The following is a 14,579-nucleotide window of genomic DNA, read 5'->3' as shown; positions in this document are numbered from 1 at the left end:
CGCCGGCTATCCGCCGCTGACGACGCGGTTGCGGCCCTGGTGCTTGGCCGCATAGAGGCTGCGATCGGCCTTGTCGATCAGGGTATCCCTCGACTCGCCCAGACGGTACTCGGCGAGGCCGATGCTGGCGGTGACCTGGCCGGTATCGATACCGAAATCGTGCTCGGCAATGGCGTGACGCAGCCGCTCGGCCAGCGGCTGGCTGGCGACCAGCGGTGTCAAGGGCAGGAGCACGGCGAACTCCTCGCCACCGAGCCTGCCCACGATATCCTCCTCGCGCAGCAACTGCTGACACAGGTTGGCGAATTCAGCGAGCACCTGGTCGCCCTGCAGGTGGCCCCAGGTATCGTTGATGCGCTTGAAGTGGTCCAGGTCGATCAGCATCAGGGAGAGCGGGCTGGCATGCCGGTTGCTCCTGGCGATCTCCTCGTCCAGCCGGGTCATCAGCCGGCGTCGGTTGGCCAGGCCGGTCAGGTCATCGGTATCCGAGAGCCTGCGCAGCCTGGCCTCCTCGGCCATCTGCTCGGTGATGTCGATCATCAGGCCGTGCCAGAGTACGCCGGTCGCGGAATCCTCCGGCTGGGCCCGAAGCGCGACCCAGCGGCAGCGCTGCCTCGCGAGGCGAATGCGGAACTTGGTGGCAATGGGAATGCGCCAGCGAGCCGAGCGCTCGATGGCTGCCATCACGCGCGGATGGTCCTCCTCGTCCAGCCGGTCGAGCATGTGGCGGGCGTCCTGATGCAAGGCGTCACGGTCGATGCCGGGCAGGCTGGTGCCGCTTCCCGCCAGATAGGGAAAGTGCATGTGCCCATGGTGGTCACGGTGGAACTGGAACACGACCCCGGGCAGGCGCTCCGTGAAGGCGCGCATGCGGATCGGATCATTCAGCTCCCCTCCCGTCATGGCATTCTCTTCGGGCATGCGGGCTTCCCTTCTGGCCTGCTGCGTACAGGCATGAGTCCTGAAGTTGTTGTGTCACGGCTCGGAGTCTCGCTACGGACGGGTAATGGCATCTGCGCGAAGCCATCTGCCTGCGGAAGGAGCCGCTGAGAGAATGCCTAATATACGATGTAACAGAGCGTAAATCACCCAACGCAAGCTGTAAGAGATTGACTATGCCGCTTGTAGGAAAATGCCCCGGCAGCGGCTCGCTCATCGCGGCGCGTCGTAGCGCGCCCCCCTGCCGCGAGAAAAGACGATCTGCCAGAGCTGGAGGTCGCGGGCGCGAAAGGCGCCGGCACACACCGACAGGTAGTAGCGGAACATGCGCTCGATGCGCTGGCTGTAGCGCTCGGCGATCTCGTGCCAGTGGGCATCGAAGTTGTCGCGCCAGGCCATCAGCGTCCTGTCATAGTCGGGGCCGAAGTTGTGCCAATCCTCCATCAGCAGCAGGCCCTCGCTGGCTGCGGCGATGTGGCGTGCCGACGGCAGGACGCCATTGGGGAAGATGTAACGATCGATCCACGGGTCCACGCTGATCTCGGAGCTGTTCGAGCCAATGGTATGCAGCAGGAACAGTCCGTTCTCGGCCAGCAGGCGCTCGACGGTCTGGAAGTAGGTCTCGTAGTTGCGATGGCCCACGTGTTCGAACATGCCGATGGAGACGATGCGATCGAAGCAGCCGCTCAGCTCGCGGTAGTCCTTGAGCTCGATCTCGACGGGCAGGCCGGCGCAGCGCTCGTTGGCCAGCTCTGCCTGCTCGCGGGAGATGGTGATCCCGGTGACCGAGACACCGTGATGGCGGGCCGCATACTCGGCGAAGCTGCCCCAGCCACAGCCGATGTCGAGCACCTGCATGCCGGGGCGCAGCTCGAGCTTGCGACAGGCCAGTTCGAGCTTGGCAAGCTGGGCCTCGTGAAGCGTCCTGGCCTCTCTCCAGTAGCCGCAGGAGTAGCACATGGTGGGGTCGAGCATGCGCTCGAACAGGTCGTTGCCGAGGTCGTAGTGCGCTTCACCGACGATATAGGCCCGGGCCTTGCTCTGCAGGTTGAGCAGCCCCGCCTGGAGGCGATACATGATGCGATCCGCGGGGGGGCGGGCCCGCTCTCCCAGGCCGTGCAGGAGCAGGCGGCAGGCCATCTCGTCAAGCTGCTCGCACTCCCACCAGCCGTCCATGTACGACTCGCCCAATCCCAGGGAGCCTTGACGCAGGATTCGCGAGCAGAAGTCGGGGTGATAGATCTGCGGGTCCCAGGGAGCCTCGCCGTTGAGCGTCACGCCGGAGCCCTCCAGCAGGGTATTGAGCACGCGCTGAGCTCGGCTGTCGGGCAGGGCGATGGGGCTGATGCGTTGTTCGCTGGTCATGGTGTCCTCCCGATCCATCGGTCCAGGGGCATGCAGGGCACAGCCGTTGTCGTTGTCGTCATCCTCGAGCAAAAGGAGCCGGGAACCACCTGCGCAGGTACCGCCGGGGTCACGCAGGGCGGCTCATATTAGATAAGAGGATAGTTCAGGCTGAAGAGAACGGTGAACCGGCCGTGGCTGGTATAATCGAGCGACCCTCACGCAGCCGGAGCCCACCACGTGACCAGCGATTCGCCACTGATCATCGCCCTCGATCATCCCTCTCTCGATGCCGCCCTGTGCCTGGCCGACCGGCTCGACCCCGCGCGCTGTCGCGTCAAGGTGGGCAAGGAGCTGTTCACCCGCAGCGGTCCCGAGGTGATCGATGCGCTGCATGGGCGAGGCTTCCAGATCTTCCTCGACCTCAAGTTCCACGACATCCCCAACACCGTGGCCGGGGCCGTTCAGGCGGCCGCGGAGCAGGGCGTCTGGATGGTCAACGTCCACGCCAGCGGCGGCAGGCGCATGATGGAGGCCGCGCGGGAGCGGCTGGATCGCCATGGCCTGAACACCCACCTGATCGCCGTGACGGTGCTGACCAGCATGACGGCGAGCGATCTCGTCGAGGTGGGGGTGGCCGCCGCGCCGGCGGCGCATGTCGAGCGGTTGGCCCTGCTGGCGCGTCAATGCGGCATGGGCGGGGTGGTATGCTCGGCGCAGGAGGCGGCTCGGCTACGCGAGCTGTGCGGCGACGACTTTCTCAAGGTGACGCCGGGAATACGCCCCCGTAGCGCCGAGCGCGGCGATCAGCGCCGCGTGATGACGCCGGCCGAAGCGATGGCGGCGGGCAGTACCCATCTGGTGATCGGCCGGCCGGTGACCCAGGCGGACGACCCGATGGCGGCTCTGAGCGCCATCGAGCAGGAACTGGCCGCGCGCTGAAGACGCGGCGTCACTCCCCTTCGATCCCGGTGATGGGGCGGGTGGTCCCCCAGCTGCGACAGCTGGGGCACTGCCAGTGGAGCGGTTGCCCGGCGAAGCCGCAGCGCTGGCAGCGATGCCGCGGCCGCGCCGCCAGCAGGGTGTGGGTATGCTGCTTTAGCAGTTGCAGCCGGTTGTCGGGTGCGCCCTGCTCCTGCTGCTGGTGCTGGTAGAGGTCCAGCAGGTAATCGAGCGCGCCCAGGCTCGGCGCCCGGTTGAGCTGTTCGCTGACCAGTTCGATGGCCACCTGCAGCCCCTGGCGTTTGCGCTGGGTTTCCGCCAGCAGGATGATCAGGCTGGTCACGTGGGCCCGTTCGAGCAGCCGTTCCAGGCAATCCACCAGGCCCGCCTCGTCGTCCAGCATCCGATAGGCGTGGTGCAGCGGTTCCAGCACGATCGGCATCATGTCGAGGTCCTGGTCCGGTATGCGCATCAGGATGCGGATGGCCTCGCGATAGTGCGCGGTATCCTGTGCCAGTGCCGCCAGCAGCAGGTTGGCGCGCACGCAGCGGGGGTCGATCGAGAGCGCCCGGCGCAGGTGCTTGCGGGCCAGGCCCGGGCTGGCGGAGCGACGCTCCTGATCGGCCAGTTCGCACAGCCAATGGGCCGCTGCCCGGCGAATGTCCTCGTGCTGGCGAATCAGGGCGGGGTAGGCGACGTCGAAGGCGGCCTGCCACTCCCCCTCGCGATCGTAAAGGTCCGCCAGCAGGCGTTTGGCGGCATGGCGGAAGTCGTCATGGCTGGAGTCGTTCACCAGCTGCTGGAGCAGGCGTTCGCTGCGGTCGAACAGGCCCAGGTGGAGGAAGTCGCGGGCGAGCTCCAGCTGCACCTGCTCGCTCTGCCGCGCCGTCAGGGTAGGGCGTGCCAGCAGGTTCTGGTGGATCTTGACGGCGCGGTCGGCTTCGCCGCGGGTGCGGAACAGGTTGCCCAGGGTGATGTGGGTGTCGATGGTCTCGCTGTTGACTTCCAGCGCGCTGACGAAGGTCTCGATGGCGCGATCGGGCTGCTCGTTGAGCAGGTAGTTCAAGCCGACGAAGTAGTCCCGCGACAGCGTGTTCGGCGGCAACGGATCGCGGTTGCCCCGGCGCTCACGGCGGCCTAGCCACCAGCCAATGGCAACGGCGGCCACCAGCACCACAAGCAGCAGGGCATCGGGCATCTACGGCAGTTCCTTGAGCTCCTGAACGCGAAGACGGTCGAGTTCCTTGCGCTGCTGTCGGTTCAGGCGTTGGGCGCGGGAGAGCGCGGTGCGCAGCCTCAGCCAGACCCCTGTCATCGCCAGCATCCCCAGCACCACGCCGCAGACCAGGGCGGCCAGCAGCCATACCGAGAGCGATACGGCCGGCAGCTCCATCCAGATAAGGTTGAGCGGTACCGTCTGCTGGTTGTTGACGGCGAAGAGAATGCCGACAAGCAATACCGCCAGCAGGATGATGGCCAGGATCAGGCCTTTGAGCCAACGCATGTGTCTATCCCTTGTGAATGACGAAAGAGTTAATAGCCGAGGGCGCGGCTGGCATTGACCTGCTCGCGTAGCTCCTTGCCAGGCTTGAAGTGTGGCACGAACTTGCCCTCGAGCGCGACCGGTTCCCCGGTCTTGGGGTTGCGGCCGACCCGTGGCTCCCGGTAGTGCAGGGAGAAGCTGCCAAATCCTCTGATCTCGACCCGTCCCCCTTCGGCCAGCGTGTCGGTGATGTCATCGAGAATCAGGCGAACCGCGGATTCGACTTCCTTGATCGAGAGCTCAGGCTGGCGCATGGCGATCTGTTCGATCAACTCGGATTTGGTCATCGGGTCATCTCCAGGCGTTTCCTGGTCCGGTGGGACCTGGGGTGGCATTCTTGTTCTCCCGTCAGCATACTGCTCAAACCGAGATAAAACAACGCACTACGACCATGGTCAAGCGAGACCGGCAAAGCGAGCCGAAGCACTGCCCCATTTTCCCGGCTCCGGTATACTGGGCGACTCACTTCTCCTACCATCGAGGCCGACGTTGAGCGAAGCGAATACCCCCGATGCCGCTGCCCTGCGCAAGCGGCTCTACTGGCACTCCCGCCGTGGGATGTGGGAACTCGACCTGCTGCTGATCCCCTTTCTCGAGCACTGCTATGACGAGCTTGGGGCCGATGACCAGGCGGCCTACCGCGCGCTGATCGAGGGCGAGGACCAGGACCTCTTCGCCTGGCTGATGCAGCGCGAGGCGCCCGCTCCGCAGTTTCGTCGCATCGTGGCGCTGATCCAGGAACATGCCGAGAACGCCGACAACGATCCGCGTCGTCCCGTCTAGGCTGGCCTGGGGCTGTCAGTGGCTGCTGGCGCTGGCGGTTTCCGCCAGCGTCCTGGTCCACGCCCCCGGCTGGCTGACGCTGCCGGCGCTGGCGTGGCTTCTGCCGCTGGGCTGGTGGCTGTGGCGCGATCAGCCCCGCGGTGAGCTGCGGATGCTGCCGCAGCCCGACGGCGGCAAACAGTGGCTGTGGCGCCGGGCGGCGGGCAGCGAGGCCGCGCCAGTCCGCCTGTACTGCCCCTACCTCGGCCCCTGGCTGATCGCGCTGGACATCGATCGCCGCCGCCGCTGGCTGTGGCCCGACAGCGCCTCACCCGAGGCGCTGCGCGAGTTGCGTCGTCTCCTGGCGCATTGAGAGGCGCTTGGAGCCCCGTCAGGCCGGGTGCGAGAGGGCGTCCAGGTGCAGCCTCGAAGGCTGCGGCGGTCGCCCGCTTGCGCCGTGATGCGGGCAGTCCGGGTTGAAGTGCAGGCCGCGCGACTCCCGCCGCAGGCGGGCTGCAAGGACGGTCAGGCGGGCCAGCCTGACGGCATGCCACAGGCTGGCCAGCGCCACACTGGGCGCGGCATCCTCGAGCACGGCCTCCACCTTGCGGCTGAGCTCGCCCAGATCGCTTGCCGCGGCATCGAGCCCCGCGTCGCGGCGCACGATCGCCACGTGGCGGCTCATGATGTCGCGCAAGGCGGTGCGCCACTGCCGGATACGCTCCTCTTCCACCGCGAGGCCGCCCGAGCCGTCGGCCGCCAGCGGCGCGCTGGCCGGTGCGCGGCTGGCCGCCAGCCTGGCGGCGCAGCTGCGCGCGAAGACCAGGCACTCGAGCAGCGAGTTGCTGGCCATGCGATTGGCGCCGTGCAGCCCCGTGCAGGCCACTTCACCGATGGCGTAGAGGTGCGCCACGCTGGAGCTGCCGTCGAGGTCGGTGGCAACGCCGCCGCAGCTGTAATGGGCGGCGGGTACCACCGGAATCGGCTGCCGGGTGATGTCCAGCCCGCGGCCGAGGCAGTGGGCGTGGATGGTAGGAAAATGGTGACGAATGGCCGCTTCACCCAGGTGGGTCACGTCCAGCCAGACATGCGGCGATCCGGTCCGCTGCATCTCGGCGTCGATGGCCCGGGCGACGATGTCGCGGGGCGCCAGTTCGGCGCGCGCGTCGCGTTCGAGCATGAAGCGTCGCCCGTCGGTGCTCAGCAGCCGCCCCCCTTCGCCGCGTACCGCCTCGCTGATCAGGAAGGGCGGACCGTCCGGGTCGTAGAGGCAGGTGGGGTGAAACTGCTGGAACTCCAGGTTCATCAGCTCGGCGCCCAGTTCGGCGGCCATCATCATGCCCTCGCCGCTGGCCGGGTGCGGGCTGGTGGTATGTCGGTAGAGGCCGCTGGCCCCGCCGGTGGCCAGTACGGTATCGCCGGCCACCAACCACTGCGGCTGGCCTTGCGCGTCGAGGCAGCGGGCGCCGCGGCAGCGCCGCTGCGCATCGGCCAGCAGGCCGATGGCGACCAGATCGTCGCGGATGACGATTGCAGGATGCGCGTCGACGTGGCCCTTCAGGGTATCGAGTACGGCGCGGCCGGTGGCATCCTCGGCGTGGATGATGCGGCGCGCACCGTGCCCGCCTTCCCGGGCCAGGTGGTAGGGGTAGCTGGCGTTCGGGCTGTCGTCGCGCGTGAACGGCACGCCGAGTGAGAGCAGCCACTCGATGGCGCCAGGCCCCTGCTCGACGGTGAAGCGCACGGCCCGCTCGTCGCACAGGCCATCGCCGGCCACCAGCGTATCCGCCACGTGGGCGTCGAAGTCGTCCTGGGGGGAGAGCACGGCGGCAATGCCGCCCTGGGCCCAGCGGCTGGCGCCCTGGTCGTCGCTGGCGGGACGCACCAGGGTGACGCGGCGCGTCTCGGCGACGTGCAGTGCCAGGGTCAGGCCGGCAACGCCGCCGCCGATGACCAGAACATCGTGATCGCTACGAGCCGGACTAGTAGGGGCCATGCGCACTCTCGCTGAAGCCTGTTGCATCAGCCAGCATGCCGCAAAGGTGTCCGACGGGATAGGGAGGCGAGGGGGACAGCGTAGAGCCTGGTGCCCGGAGCCGGGCTCGAACCGGCACGGTGTTGCCACCGAGAGATTTTAAGTCTCTTGCGTCTACCAATTTCGCCATCCGGGCGGCACGGTTTCGAGCAGGCAGCTGACAAGGGGGTCAGGAATGGAGGCTGGAGTCGGAATCGAACCGGCGTACACGGAGTTGCAGTCCGCTGCATGACCACTCTGCCATCCAGCCTCGATGAGTCGTTTGTCTCTCGTGCTTCCCGAAGAGATCTGGAGCGGGAAAGGAGATTCGAACTCCCGACCCTCGCCTTGGCAAGGCGATGCTCTACCACTGAGCTATTCCCGCTCGACTCGAGAGCGAATTATACGGATAAGCCGGTTGCTGTCAATCACTTGTTGGCGCCGGATGAGCGCGCCTACATCGCGCGGGACAGGTGAGGCCAGGCCGCACGAAGGTACATCATCATCGACCAGAGCGTCATGATCGCGGCGACATGCAGGGTGGCGACGCCGACCAGCGAGAACTGCGTGCCGGGGGCAAAGGCCAGCAGCAGCAGCAGGGCAATCATCTGCAGGGTCGTCTTGACCTTGCCCAGCCAGGAGACCGCCACGCTGCCGCGCTTGCCCATTTCGGCCATCCACTCGCGCAGCGCCGAGATCACGATCTCGCGGCCGATGATCACCAGGGCCGGCAGTGTCAGCCAGATACTGTCGAAGCGCTCGATCAGCAGGGCCAGGGCCACGGCTACCATCAGCTTGTCCGCGACCGGGTCGAGAAAGGCGCCGAAAGGGGTGGACTGGTTCCAGCGCCGCGCCAGGTAGCCATCGAGCCAGTCGGTGACCGAGGCCAGCGCGAACAGGCCAGCCGCAACCGGCATGCTCCAGGCGTAAGGGAGATAGAAGAACACCACCAGCAGCGGGATGAAGGCGATTCTGGCCAGCGTCAGGATGTTGGGGATGTTCATGTGACGGGGGGTCCTTGCCTTGGATCAGGAGTGCCGAAGTGGGCCCATTCTATCTGTACCGGGCGACATCATCCATGCAGCGAGCGATGAATCGTCTCGGCCAGGGTGGCGCTGATACCCGGGACGCGGGCGAGTTCTTCGCGGCTGGCCCGCTTCACGCCCTGCAGGCCGCCGAAGAAGCGCAGCAGTTCCCGGCGACGCTTGGGCCCGATGCCCTCGATCTCCTCCAGCGCCGAGCTGCGGCGGGCCTTGTCGCGTCGGTTGCGATGCCCGGTGATGGCGAAGCGGTGGGCCTCGTCGCGCACGTGCTGGATCAGGTGCAGGGCCGGCGAGGCCGACGGCAGGTCGAGGGTGCGATCGACCGTCTCGATGAACAGTGTCTCCAGGCCGGCCTTGCGCGTGGTGCCCTTGGCCACGCCCAGCAGGCGCACGTTGCCTAGCCCCAGCTCGGCCAGCACTTCCCGGGCCAGGTTGAGCTGGCCCTTGCCGCCGTCCAGCAGGAGGATGTCCGGCGCGATGCCCTCGCCCTCGGCGAGACGGCGAAAGCGCCGCTCCAGCGCCTGGCGCATGGCGGCGTAGTCGTCACCGGCCGTCACGCCCTCGATGTTGAAGCGCCGGTAATCCGACTTGCGCGGGCCGTTGCGGTCGAACACCACGCAGGAGGCCACCGTGGCTTCGCCGTGGCTGTGGCTGATGTCGAAACATTCGAGCCGTTCGACGGCCGCCGGCAGCGCCAGGGCCTGCTGCAGCGAGTCGAAGCGGCGCTCGAGTTCATTCTGGCTGGCCAGGCGACTGGCGAGCTGCTGTTCGGCATTGGTGCGGGCCAGCTCGAGCCACTGGCTGCGGTGGCCGCGGACCTTGTGGGTCACGCGCACGCGGCGTTCGGCGCGGCTGCTCAAGGCGCTCTCCAGAATGTCGGCGTCGGGAAGGGGCAGGCTGCTGATCACCTCGCGAGGGATCTCGCGCCCCTGGCCGAGATAGTACTGGCTGACGAACTCGCCCAGCAGCTCGGCGGCCTCGAGGCCGAGGCCGTTGTCCGGCGAATGGTGCCGCGCGCCCAGTAGCCGCCCCTGGCGTACCGACAGCACCGAGATGCACAGCGCACCTTCGCGTTCGGCCAGGGCGAAGGCGTCGGCGTCGCCGCCCTCGGTGTCGACGAACTGGCGGTGCTGCAGCTGGCGCAGGTGCTGGATCTGGTCGCGCAGGCGCGCGGCATCCTCGAAGGCGAGGTTGCGGCTGGCGGCTTCCATCGCCTCGGTCAGTTCCTGGGTCACCTGCTCGCTGCGGCCCTCGAGGCACATCACCGCGTGCTCGAGGTCGCGCCGGTAGTCCGCTTCGCCGATGTAGCCGACGCAGGGCGCGCTGCAGCGCTGGATCTGATACTGCAGGCACGGGCGCGTGCGGTGGGCGAAGACGCTGTCCTCGCAGTTGCGGATGCGAAAGATCTTCTGCATCAGCGACAGGCTCTCGCGTACCGCGCCACTGCTCGGGTAGGGGCCCAGGTAGCGGCCGTCGTCATGCCGCCGGCGGGCGCGCTTGTACTCCAGCGCGGGGTAGGGGTGGCGATCGCTGACGAACACGAAGGGGTACGACTTGTCGTCGCGCAGCAGGATGTTGTAGGGCGGACGCAGCTCCTTGATCAGGGTCTGCTCGAGCAGCAGGGCCTCGATCTCGCTGCGCGTCACCGTGACCTGGACGTCGGCGATACGGGTCACCATGGCCTGGGTCTTGGTGTTGAGCGCGCCGCGGAAGTAGCTCGCCAGGCGGGCCTTCAGCCGCTTGGCCTTGCCCACGTAGAGGGTGTCGCCGCGCTCGTCCAGCATCCGGTAGATGCCGGGCGCCTGGGTGAGGTTGGCAAGGAACTGCCGCGGATCGAAGGTCATGGCGCTCTGGTTGTCCTGCAGGAGGCAATAGGTTACCAGATGCGCCGGCTCAGTGGGCGGTGTCGAACCCATCGATCAGGCCGTGCTTCAGCCCCAGGTGCGTGAGCTCGACGTCGGTCTGCACGCCGAGCTTCTCGAAGATGCGGTAGCGGTAGGTATTGACCGTCTTGGGGCTCAGGAACAGTCGGTCGGAGATCTCCGAGACCCGCTGGCAGTTGACGATCATCATGGCGACCTGGAGTTCCCGCTGGGAGAGCTGGTCGAACGGATTCTCTTCCGAGTCGAAGCGCGAGAGCACCAGGCGCTGGGCGATGTCGGGGCTGATGTAACGGTGCCCGGCAAAGACGCTGCGGATGGCATCGACCATGTCCGGTACCTGGGTGTCCTTGCTGATGAAGCCGCCGGCGCCGGCGTCGAGCATGCGCTGGGCGAAGTTGTCCTCCATGAAGCCGGTCAGCGCCAGGATGCGCACGTCGGTGTTGTTGCGCATGATCTTGCGGGTCGCCTCCAGGCCGCCGATGCCCGGCATGCGCAGGTCCATCAGGATCACGTCCGGCTCGAGCTGGCGGCACAGGGTGATGGCTTCCTCGCCGCTGGCGGCTTCGCCCACCACGTCGATGTCCTCTTCGTTCTCGAGCAAGCGAGCAAGACTGGTGCGAACCAGATGATGGTCGTCGACAATGAGCACCTTGATCAAGTCTGACATTCCTCGTCATTACGGAGCGCAGGCAGCGACCGACGGGCAGTCGCGGCGGAGCTTCAGCTCGGGTTGGGCGCTTGATCGCCGAGCCCTCGGATCAGATGCAAGCTTGCCACACTCGTGGGACAAGGGAAATTGAACGGGCATGTGGATTCTTGCTTTCTCTCAACGCTAAGAAGGTTGTCACGCGGCCCTGTTGACGAGGTAGGTCGCGATAGGTAAGATACGCCTCGTTCTCGCGAGTCGAGGGCGCGTGGGGCCTTAGCTCAGCTGGGAGAGCGCAACACTGGCAGTGTTGAGGTCAGCGGTTCGATCCCGCTAGGCTCCACCAACAAGCTTTTACGAATCAGCCGCCTGGCGCATCGCGCCAGGCGGCTTTTTCGTGTGCGGCCTGTTCTTGTGCGGCCCGTTCCTCGAGCCTGTTAACACAGGTTATGGGCAACGTGGCGGTGGTGCGCGTAGTGTCCCGGGCGACTAGGTTCGATCCACTAGCAGCGACACTGTAGCGAGCCATGCTTCATTCCCTGCCTCAGGTCTGGAGCATCAAGAATGTCCGATCGTCACTCTCTCAGCGCCCTGATGATTCTCAAGCTGGGCAGCCTGTTCACCCTGTCCGACGAGGAGACCCAGGCGCTCCATGACTTGCCCATCCAGGCCATCGACCTCAAGTCCAACCGGGATATCGTGCGCATCGGCGATAGCTCATTGCAGTGCTTCCTGATTCTCGAAGGTTACGCCAGCAGCTACAAGCTGACCCCCGATGGCCAGCGCCAGATCATGGCCCTGCACATTCCCGGCGACATTCCGGACCTGCAGTCCCTGTACCTGAAGCGCATGGATTGCAGCATCGCCTCGCTCAGCCCCTGCACGGTCGGTTTCTTCCAGGTCGAGGAGCTGCGCCGGGTATGCGCTCGCCACCCGCGTATCGCCGCTGCGTTCTGGCGCGATACGCTGGTGGATGCCTCGATCCTGCGCGAATGGGTCGTCAACGTCGGAAGGCGCGATGCCTACACCCGTATTGCTCACCTGCTCTGCGAATTCCTGGTGCGCCTGGAGGCGGTGGGGCTCGTGCAAGGCGGTACCTTCGATTTCCCCATCACTCAGGCCAACCTGGCGGATGCCACCGGCATCAGCGCGGTCCATATGAGCCGGGCGCTCAAGGCCCTTCGCGATAACGGGCTGATACAGACCAGAAGGCGGTATCTCAGCGTACCTGACTGGCAAAAATTGCAGGAAGCCGGGGAGTTCGATCCCCTCTATCTCCACCTCGAGGATAACGTAGCGGCAGGGCTGCTGCGCACTTCGCAGCTGGAGACGGCGGCGCTGTAGGGGCCGAGAGACGGCGGCGCTGTAGGGGCCGAGAGACGGCGGCGCTCCTCTGCGCCCGGGGGCTATCTCTTCGTGCACCACTGGGCATAGGTGCCCTGCTCGTCGGGGTGGCCGAGGCGCCACTTGGGCGCGACATCGAGCATCTCCTCCCGATTCCACTGCTCCACCTTCTCGCAATAGCGCAGCTGGTCGGGTGTCAGGTCTTCCGGACTCACCCTCTGTGCCTGGTTCCTGGCATCGTTGATCAGGTAGAGGCCGGCGCCGATGCCGGCCAGGCAGGTGGCGATCACCAGGGCCGTTTTCATCTCGTTGTCCCGTCTTCGTTCTTGTCTTTACCCAAGACTAGCTTCTTGAAACGCACGGATACAAAGTCGGCTGCCCGGCGCCGGCCATTCCAGCGTCGGCTCGACAGTGCCAGGGGCACGCTCATCCCCCTTGGCCACCACGCGGTGCCGGAAGATGCCGGCCCGGGGAGCGTCTTCACGGAGGAAAGACGAGATGCGCTCTTTTGGCGTGGCATGAAGCGATGTGGCTGCTTCGCCGACGACGAAAGCCTCACCCTGCATGCCGCCAGATGCCGGGCATCACTGTCGCGTGTGGCTCGGCCATTTGCCCATCGAGGCGGTTTTTTCCCACACTCACAGGAGCACTCACTGGAAAACGGAGGTTCTCGTGAGCGACACCGATCTCGGCACCATGGAGGCAGGCCAGCTTCGCGACTGCTTCGCGAGCGGCGCGGCTTCCCCCCTCGAGGCGGCGAGAGCCGCACTCGAGCGTATCGACCGTTTCAACCCCGGCGTCAATGCCTACGTGGTGGTCGACCGCGAGGGCGCAGAAGCCGCCGCCGAGGCGTCGACCCGGCGCTGGCGCGAGGGGCGTCCTCTCAGCCATATCGATGGCGTCCCCGTCTCGTTGAAGGACCTGACCGAATCACGCGGCCTGCCGGCGCGCAAGGGATCGCTGACGGAATCGGCCGCGCCCTGCGAACGGGATTCCCCTCCGGCGCGCCTGCTGCGAGAGGCGGGGGCGGTGATCCTGGGAAAGACCAACACCCCGGAGTTCGGCTGGAAGGCGATCACCGACAACCGCATCTTCGGCGCGACGGCCAACCCGTGGGACACCCGGTTGACGCCGGGGGGCTCCTCGGGCGGCGCGGCGGTGGCAGCGGCGCTCAACATGGGGGTACTTCACCAGGGCGGCGATTCGGGGGGCTCGATTCGCATACCCGCGTCGTTCTGCGGCGTGTTCGGCTTCAAGCCCACCTTTGGCTGGGTGCCCGAGTGGCCGCGCTCCAAGGAGGCCTCACTTTCGCATCTGGGGCCATTGACGCGAACGGTAACCGATGCGGCCCGGATGCTGAACGTGATCGGGCGCTACGACTATCGCGACCCCTACGCCCTGCGCGGGCAGCCGCAGGATTGGGGCGAGGAACTGGGCCGGGGCATCGAGGGCATGCGCATCGCCTATTCGCCCACCCTGGGCTATGCCCGGGTGGAGCCCGAGGTGGCGGAATGCGTGCGCAGGGCAGCCGGTCGGCTCGCGGAGCTCGGCGCCGAGGTGGTGGAGGTGGACCCCGGCTTCGAATCGCCGATCCGCATCTTCAACACGCTCTGGTTCACCGCTTCGCTGGCGGTCTACCGTGAACACGATGAACGGCAGCGCCGCCAGCTCGACCCGGGCCTGGTAGCCGATGCGAAGCGCGCCGAACGGTTGAGTGCGCTGGACATGTTCTACGCGCACAAGGAGAGAGCGCGGTTGACGGAGCGGCTCGAGCACTTCAACCAGCGTTACCACCTGGTCATGACGCCCTCGGTGGCGGTACGCCCCTTTCCCCTCAACCACGACGTGCCGCCCGGGGCCGGCATGCGCGATTGGGAGGAGTGGGCGCCGTTCTCGTACCCGTTCAACCTCAGCCAACAGCCGGCGGCCTCCGTGCCCTGCGGTTTCACGTCGGATGGCCTGCCCGTCGGCTTCCAGTTGGCGGGGGGCAAGCATGACGACGCTCGCGTGCTGAGGGTCAGCGCGGCCTACCTTGCAGCCTGCCCGCCACAGTTTCCCGGGGCGCTCGACGCGGCGTGCCGCGGTGAGGGCGGCTAGCGCCGCCGCCGATGGCCTGGCC

The 14,579-nt window shown here is 66.7% G+C and carries 15 protein-coding genes and 4 tRNA genes; 6 read left to right on the top strand and 13 right to left on the bottom strand.

Annotated features, from left to right (window positions below):
- Positions 1 to 6: 6 nt before the first annotated feature.
- Both DIS04_RS12655 and cfa read right to left on the bottom strand, forming a co-directional pair.
- Entirely contained in the window at positions 7 to 921 is a 915-nt protein-coding gene (locus DIS04_RS12655; protein ID WP_111414140.1) for a GGDEF domain-containing protein, read from the bottom strand.
- A 231-nt stretch (positions 922 to 1,152) separates the two neighbouring features.
- On the bottom strand, positions 1,153 to 2,304 hold the full coding sequence (gene cfa / locus DIS04_RS12650; RefSeq protein ID WP_111414313.1) for a cyclopropane fatty acyl phospholipid synthase: 1,152 nt from the start codon (positions 2,302 to 2,304) through the stop codon (positions 1,153 to 1,155).
- A 219-nt stretch (positions 2,305 to 2,523) separates the two neighbouring features.
- Here cfa and pyrF point away from each other — a divergent pair, with 219 nt between their 5' ends.
- Positions 2,524 to 3,225 (top strand): orotidine-5'-phosphate decarboxylase, encoded by a 702-nt coding sequence (gene pyrF, locus DIS04_RS12645; protein ID WP_111414139.1) that lies wholly within the window; start codon positions 2,524 to 2,526, stop codon positions 3,223 to 3,225.
- 10 nt (positions 3,226 to 3,235) lie between these two features.
- On the opposite strand, the gene lapB is transcribed toward pyrF, so the two are convergent.
- The 3 genes from lapB to DIS04_RS12630 are packed head-to-tail and all read right to left on the bottom strand — an operon-like array spanning position 3,236 to position 5,055.
- Positions 3,236 to 4,423, bottom strand: a complete 1,188-nt coding sequence (lapB, locus tag DIS04_RS12640) for a lipopolysaccharide assembly protein LapB (RefSeq protein ID WP_111414138.1) — start codon at positions 4,421 to 4,423, stop codon at positions 3,236 to 3,238.
- Positions 4,424 to 4,729, bottom strand: a complete 306-nt coding sequence (locus DIS04_RS12635; RefSeq protein WP_111414137.1) for a LapA family protein — start codon at positions 4,727 to 4,729, stop codon at positions 4,424 to 4,426.
- A gap of 29 nt (positions 4,730 to 4,758) precedes the next feature.
- Positions 4,759 to 5,055: an integration host factor subunit beta gene (locus DIS04_RS12630; RefSeq protein WP_086508802.1), complete on the bottom strand. Its 297-nt coding sequence runs from the start codon at positions 5,053 to 5,055 to the stop codon at positions 4,759 to 4,761.
- 202 nt (positions 5,056 to 5,257) lie between these two features.
- Between DIS04_RS12630 and DIS04_RS12625 the strand changes: the two genes are divergently transcribed.
- Positions 5,258 to 5,551 (top strand): FAD assembly factor SdhE, encoded by a 294-nt coding sequence (locus DIS04_RS12625; protein ID WP_111414136.1) that lies wholly within the window; start codon positions 5,258 to 5,260, stop codon positions 5,549 to 5,551.
- Positions 5,511 to 5,903 (top strand): hypothetical protein, encoded by a 393-nt coding sequence (locus tag DIS04_RS12620; protein WP_111414135.1) that lies wholly within the window; start codon positions 5,511 to 5,513, stop codon positions 5,901 to 5,903. Before DIS04_RS12625 ends, DIS04_RS12620 begins: the two co-directional genes overlap by 41 nt.
- 18 nt (positions 5,904 to 5,921) lie before the next feature.
- Here the strand turns inward: DIS04_RS12620 and nadB are convergent, their stop codons facing one another.
- The 7 genes from nadB to uvrY all read right to left on the bottom strand — a co-directional run bounded on the left by nadB (position 5,922) and on the right by uvrY (position 11,128).
- The gene (nadB, locus tag DIS04_RS12615) at positions 5,922 to 7,526 is read right to left on the bottom strand and encodes an L-aspartate oxidase (RefSeq protein ID WP_111414134.1); all 1,605 of its coding nucleotides are present in this window, start codon (positions 7,524 to 7,526) and stop codon (positions 5,922 to 5,924) included.
- 88 nt (positions 7,527 to 7,614) lie between these two features.
- A tRNA-Leu gene (locus DIS04_RS12610) sits at positions 7,615 to 7,701 on the bottom strand.
- 40 nt (positions 7,702 to 7,741) lie between these two features.
- Positions 7,742 to 7,815: transfer RNA gene (locus tag DIS04_RS12605), tRNA-Cys, on the bottom strand.
- A 39-nt stretch (positions 7,816 to 7,854) separates the two neighbouring features.
- Positions 7,855 to 7,929, bottom strand: a tRNA-Gly gene (locus tag DIS04_RS12600).
- A gap of 70 nt (positions 7,930 to 7,999) precedes the next feature.
- Positions 8,000 to 8,548 carry a CDP-diacylglycerol--glycerol-3-phosphate 3-phosphatidyltransferase gene (gene pgsA / locus DIS04_RS12595; protein WP_111414133.1) on the bottom strand — a complete coding sequence of 183 codons (549 nt, stop codon included), beginning with the start codon at positions 8,546 to 8,548 and terminating at the stop codon, positions 8,000 to 8,002.
- Between the two features lie 68 nt (positions 8,549 to 8,616).
- A complete protein-coding gene (gene uvrC / locus DIS04_RS12590; protein WP_111414132.1) occupies positions 8,617 to 10,431 on the bottom strand; it encodes an excinuclease ABC subunit UvrC in 1,815 nt (604 codons plus the stop codon).
- Positions 10,432 to 10,480: 49 nt separating this feature from the next.
- Positions 10,481 to 11,128, bottom strand: a complete 648-nt coding sequence (gene uvrY, locus DIS04_RS12585) for a UvrY/SirA/GacA family response regulator transcription factor (protein ID WP_111414131.1) — start codon at positions 11,126 to 11,128, stop codon at positions 10,481 to 10,483.
- 258 nt (positions 11,129 to 11,386) lie between these two features.
- Here uvrY and DIS04_RS12580 point away from each other — a divergent pair.
- Positions 11,387 to 11,462, top strand: a tRNA-Ala gene (locus DIS04_RS12580).
- A gap of 218 nt (positions 11,463 to 11,680) precedes the next feature.
- Positions 11,681 to 12,460, top strand: a complete 780-nt coding sequence (locus DIS04_RS12575; RefSeq protein WP_111414130.1) for a Crp/Fnr family transcriptional regulator — start codon at positions 11,681 to 11,683, stop codon at positions 12,458 to 12,460.
- Between the two features lie 62 nt (positions 12,461 to 12,522).
- On the opposite strand, the gene DIS04_RS12570 is transcribed toward DIS04_RS12575, so the two are convergent.
- On the bottom strand, positions 12,523 to 12,765 hold the full coding sequence (locus DIS04_RS12570) for a hypothetical protein (RefSeq protein ID WP_111414129.1): 243 nt from the start codon (positions 12,763 to 12,765) through the stop codon (positions 12,523 to 12,525).
- Positions 12,766 to 13,132: 367 nt separating this feature from the next.
- On the opposite strand from DIS04_RS12570, the gene DIS04_RS12565 reads away from it, so the two are divergent.
- The gene (locus DIS04_RS12565; protein WP_111414128.1) at positions 13,133 to 14,557 is read left to right on the top strand and encodes an amidase; all 1,425 of its coding nucleotides are present in this window, start codon (positions 13,133 to 13,135) and stop codon (positions 14,555 to 14,557) included.
- Positions 14,558 to 14,579: the final 22 nt, after the last annotated feature.

This window comes from Billgrantia lactosivorans (assembly GCF_003254665.1).
GTDB classification, from domain to species: domain Bacteria; phylum Pseudomonadota; class Gammaproteobacteria; order Pseudomonadales; family Halomonadaceae; genus Halomonas; species Halomonas lactosivorans.
Note: the sequence above shows the minus strand (reverse complement) of the source record. Positions and strands in the feature narration are given on the sequence as shown.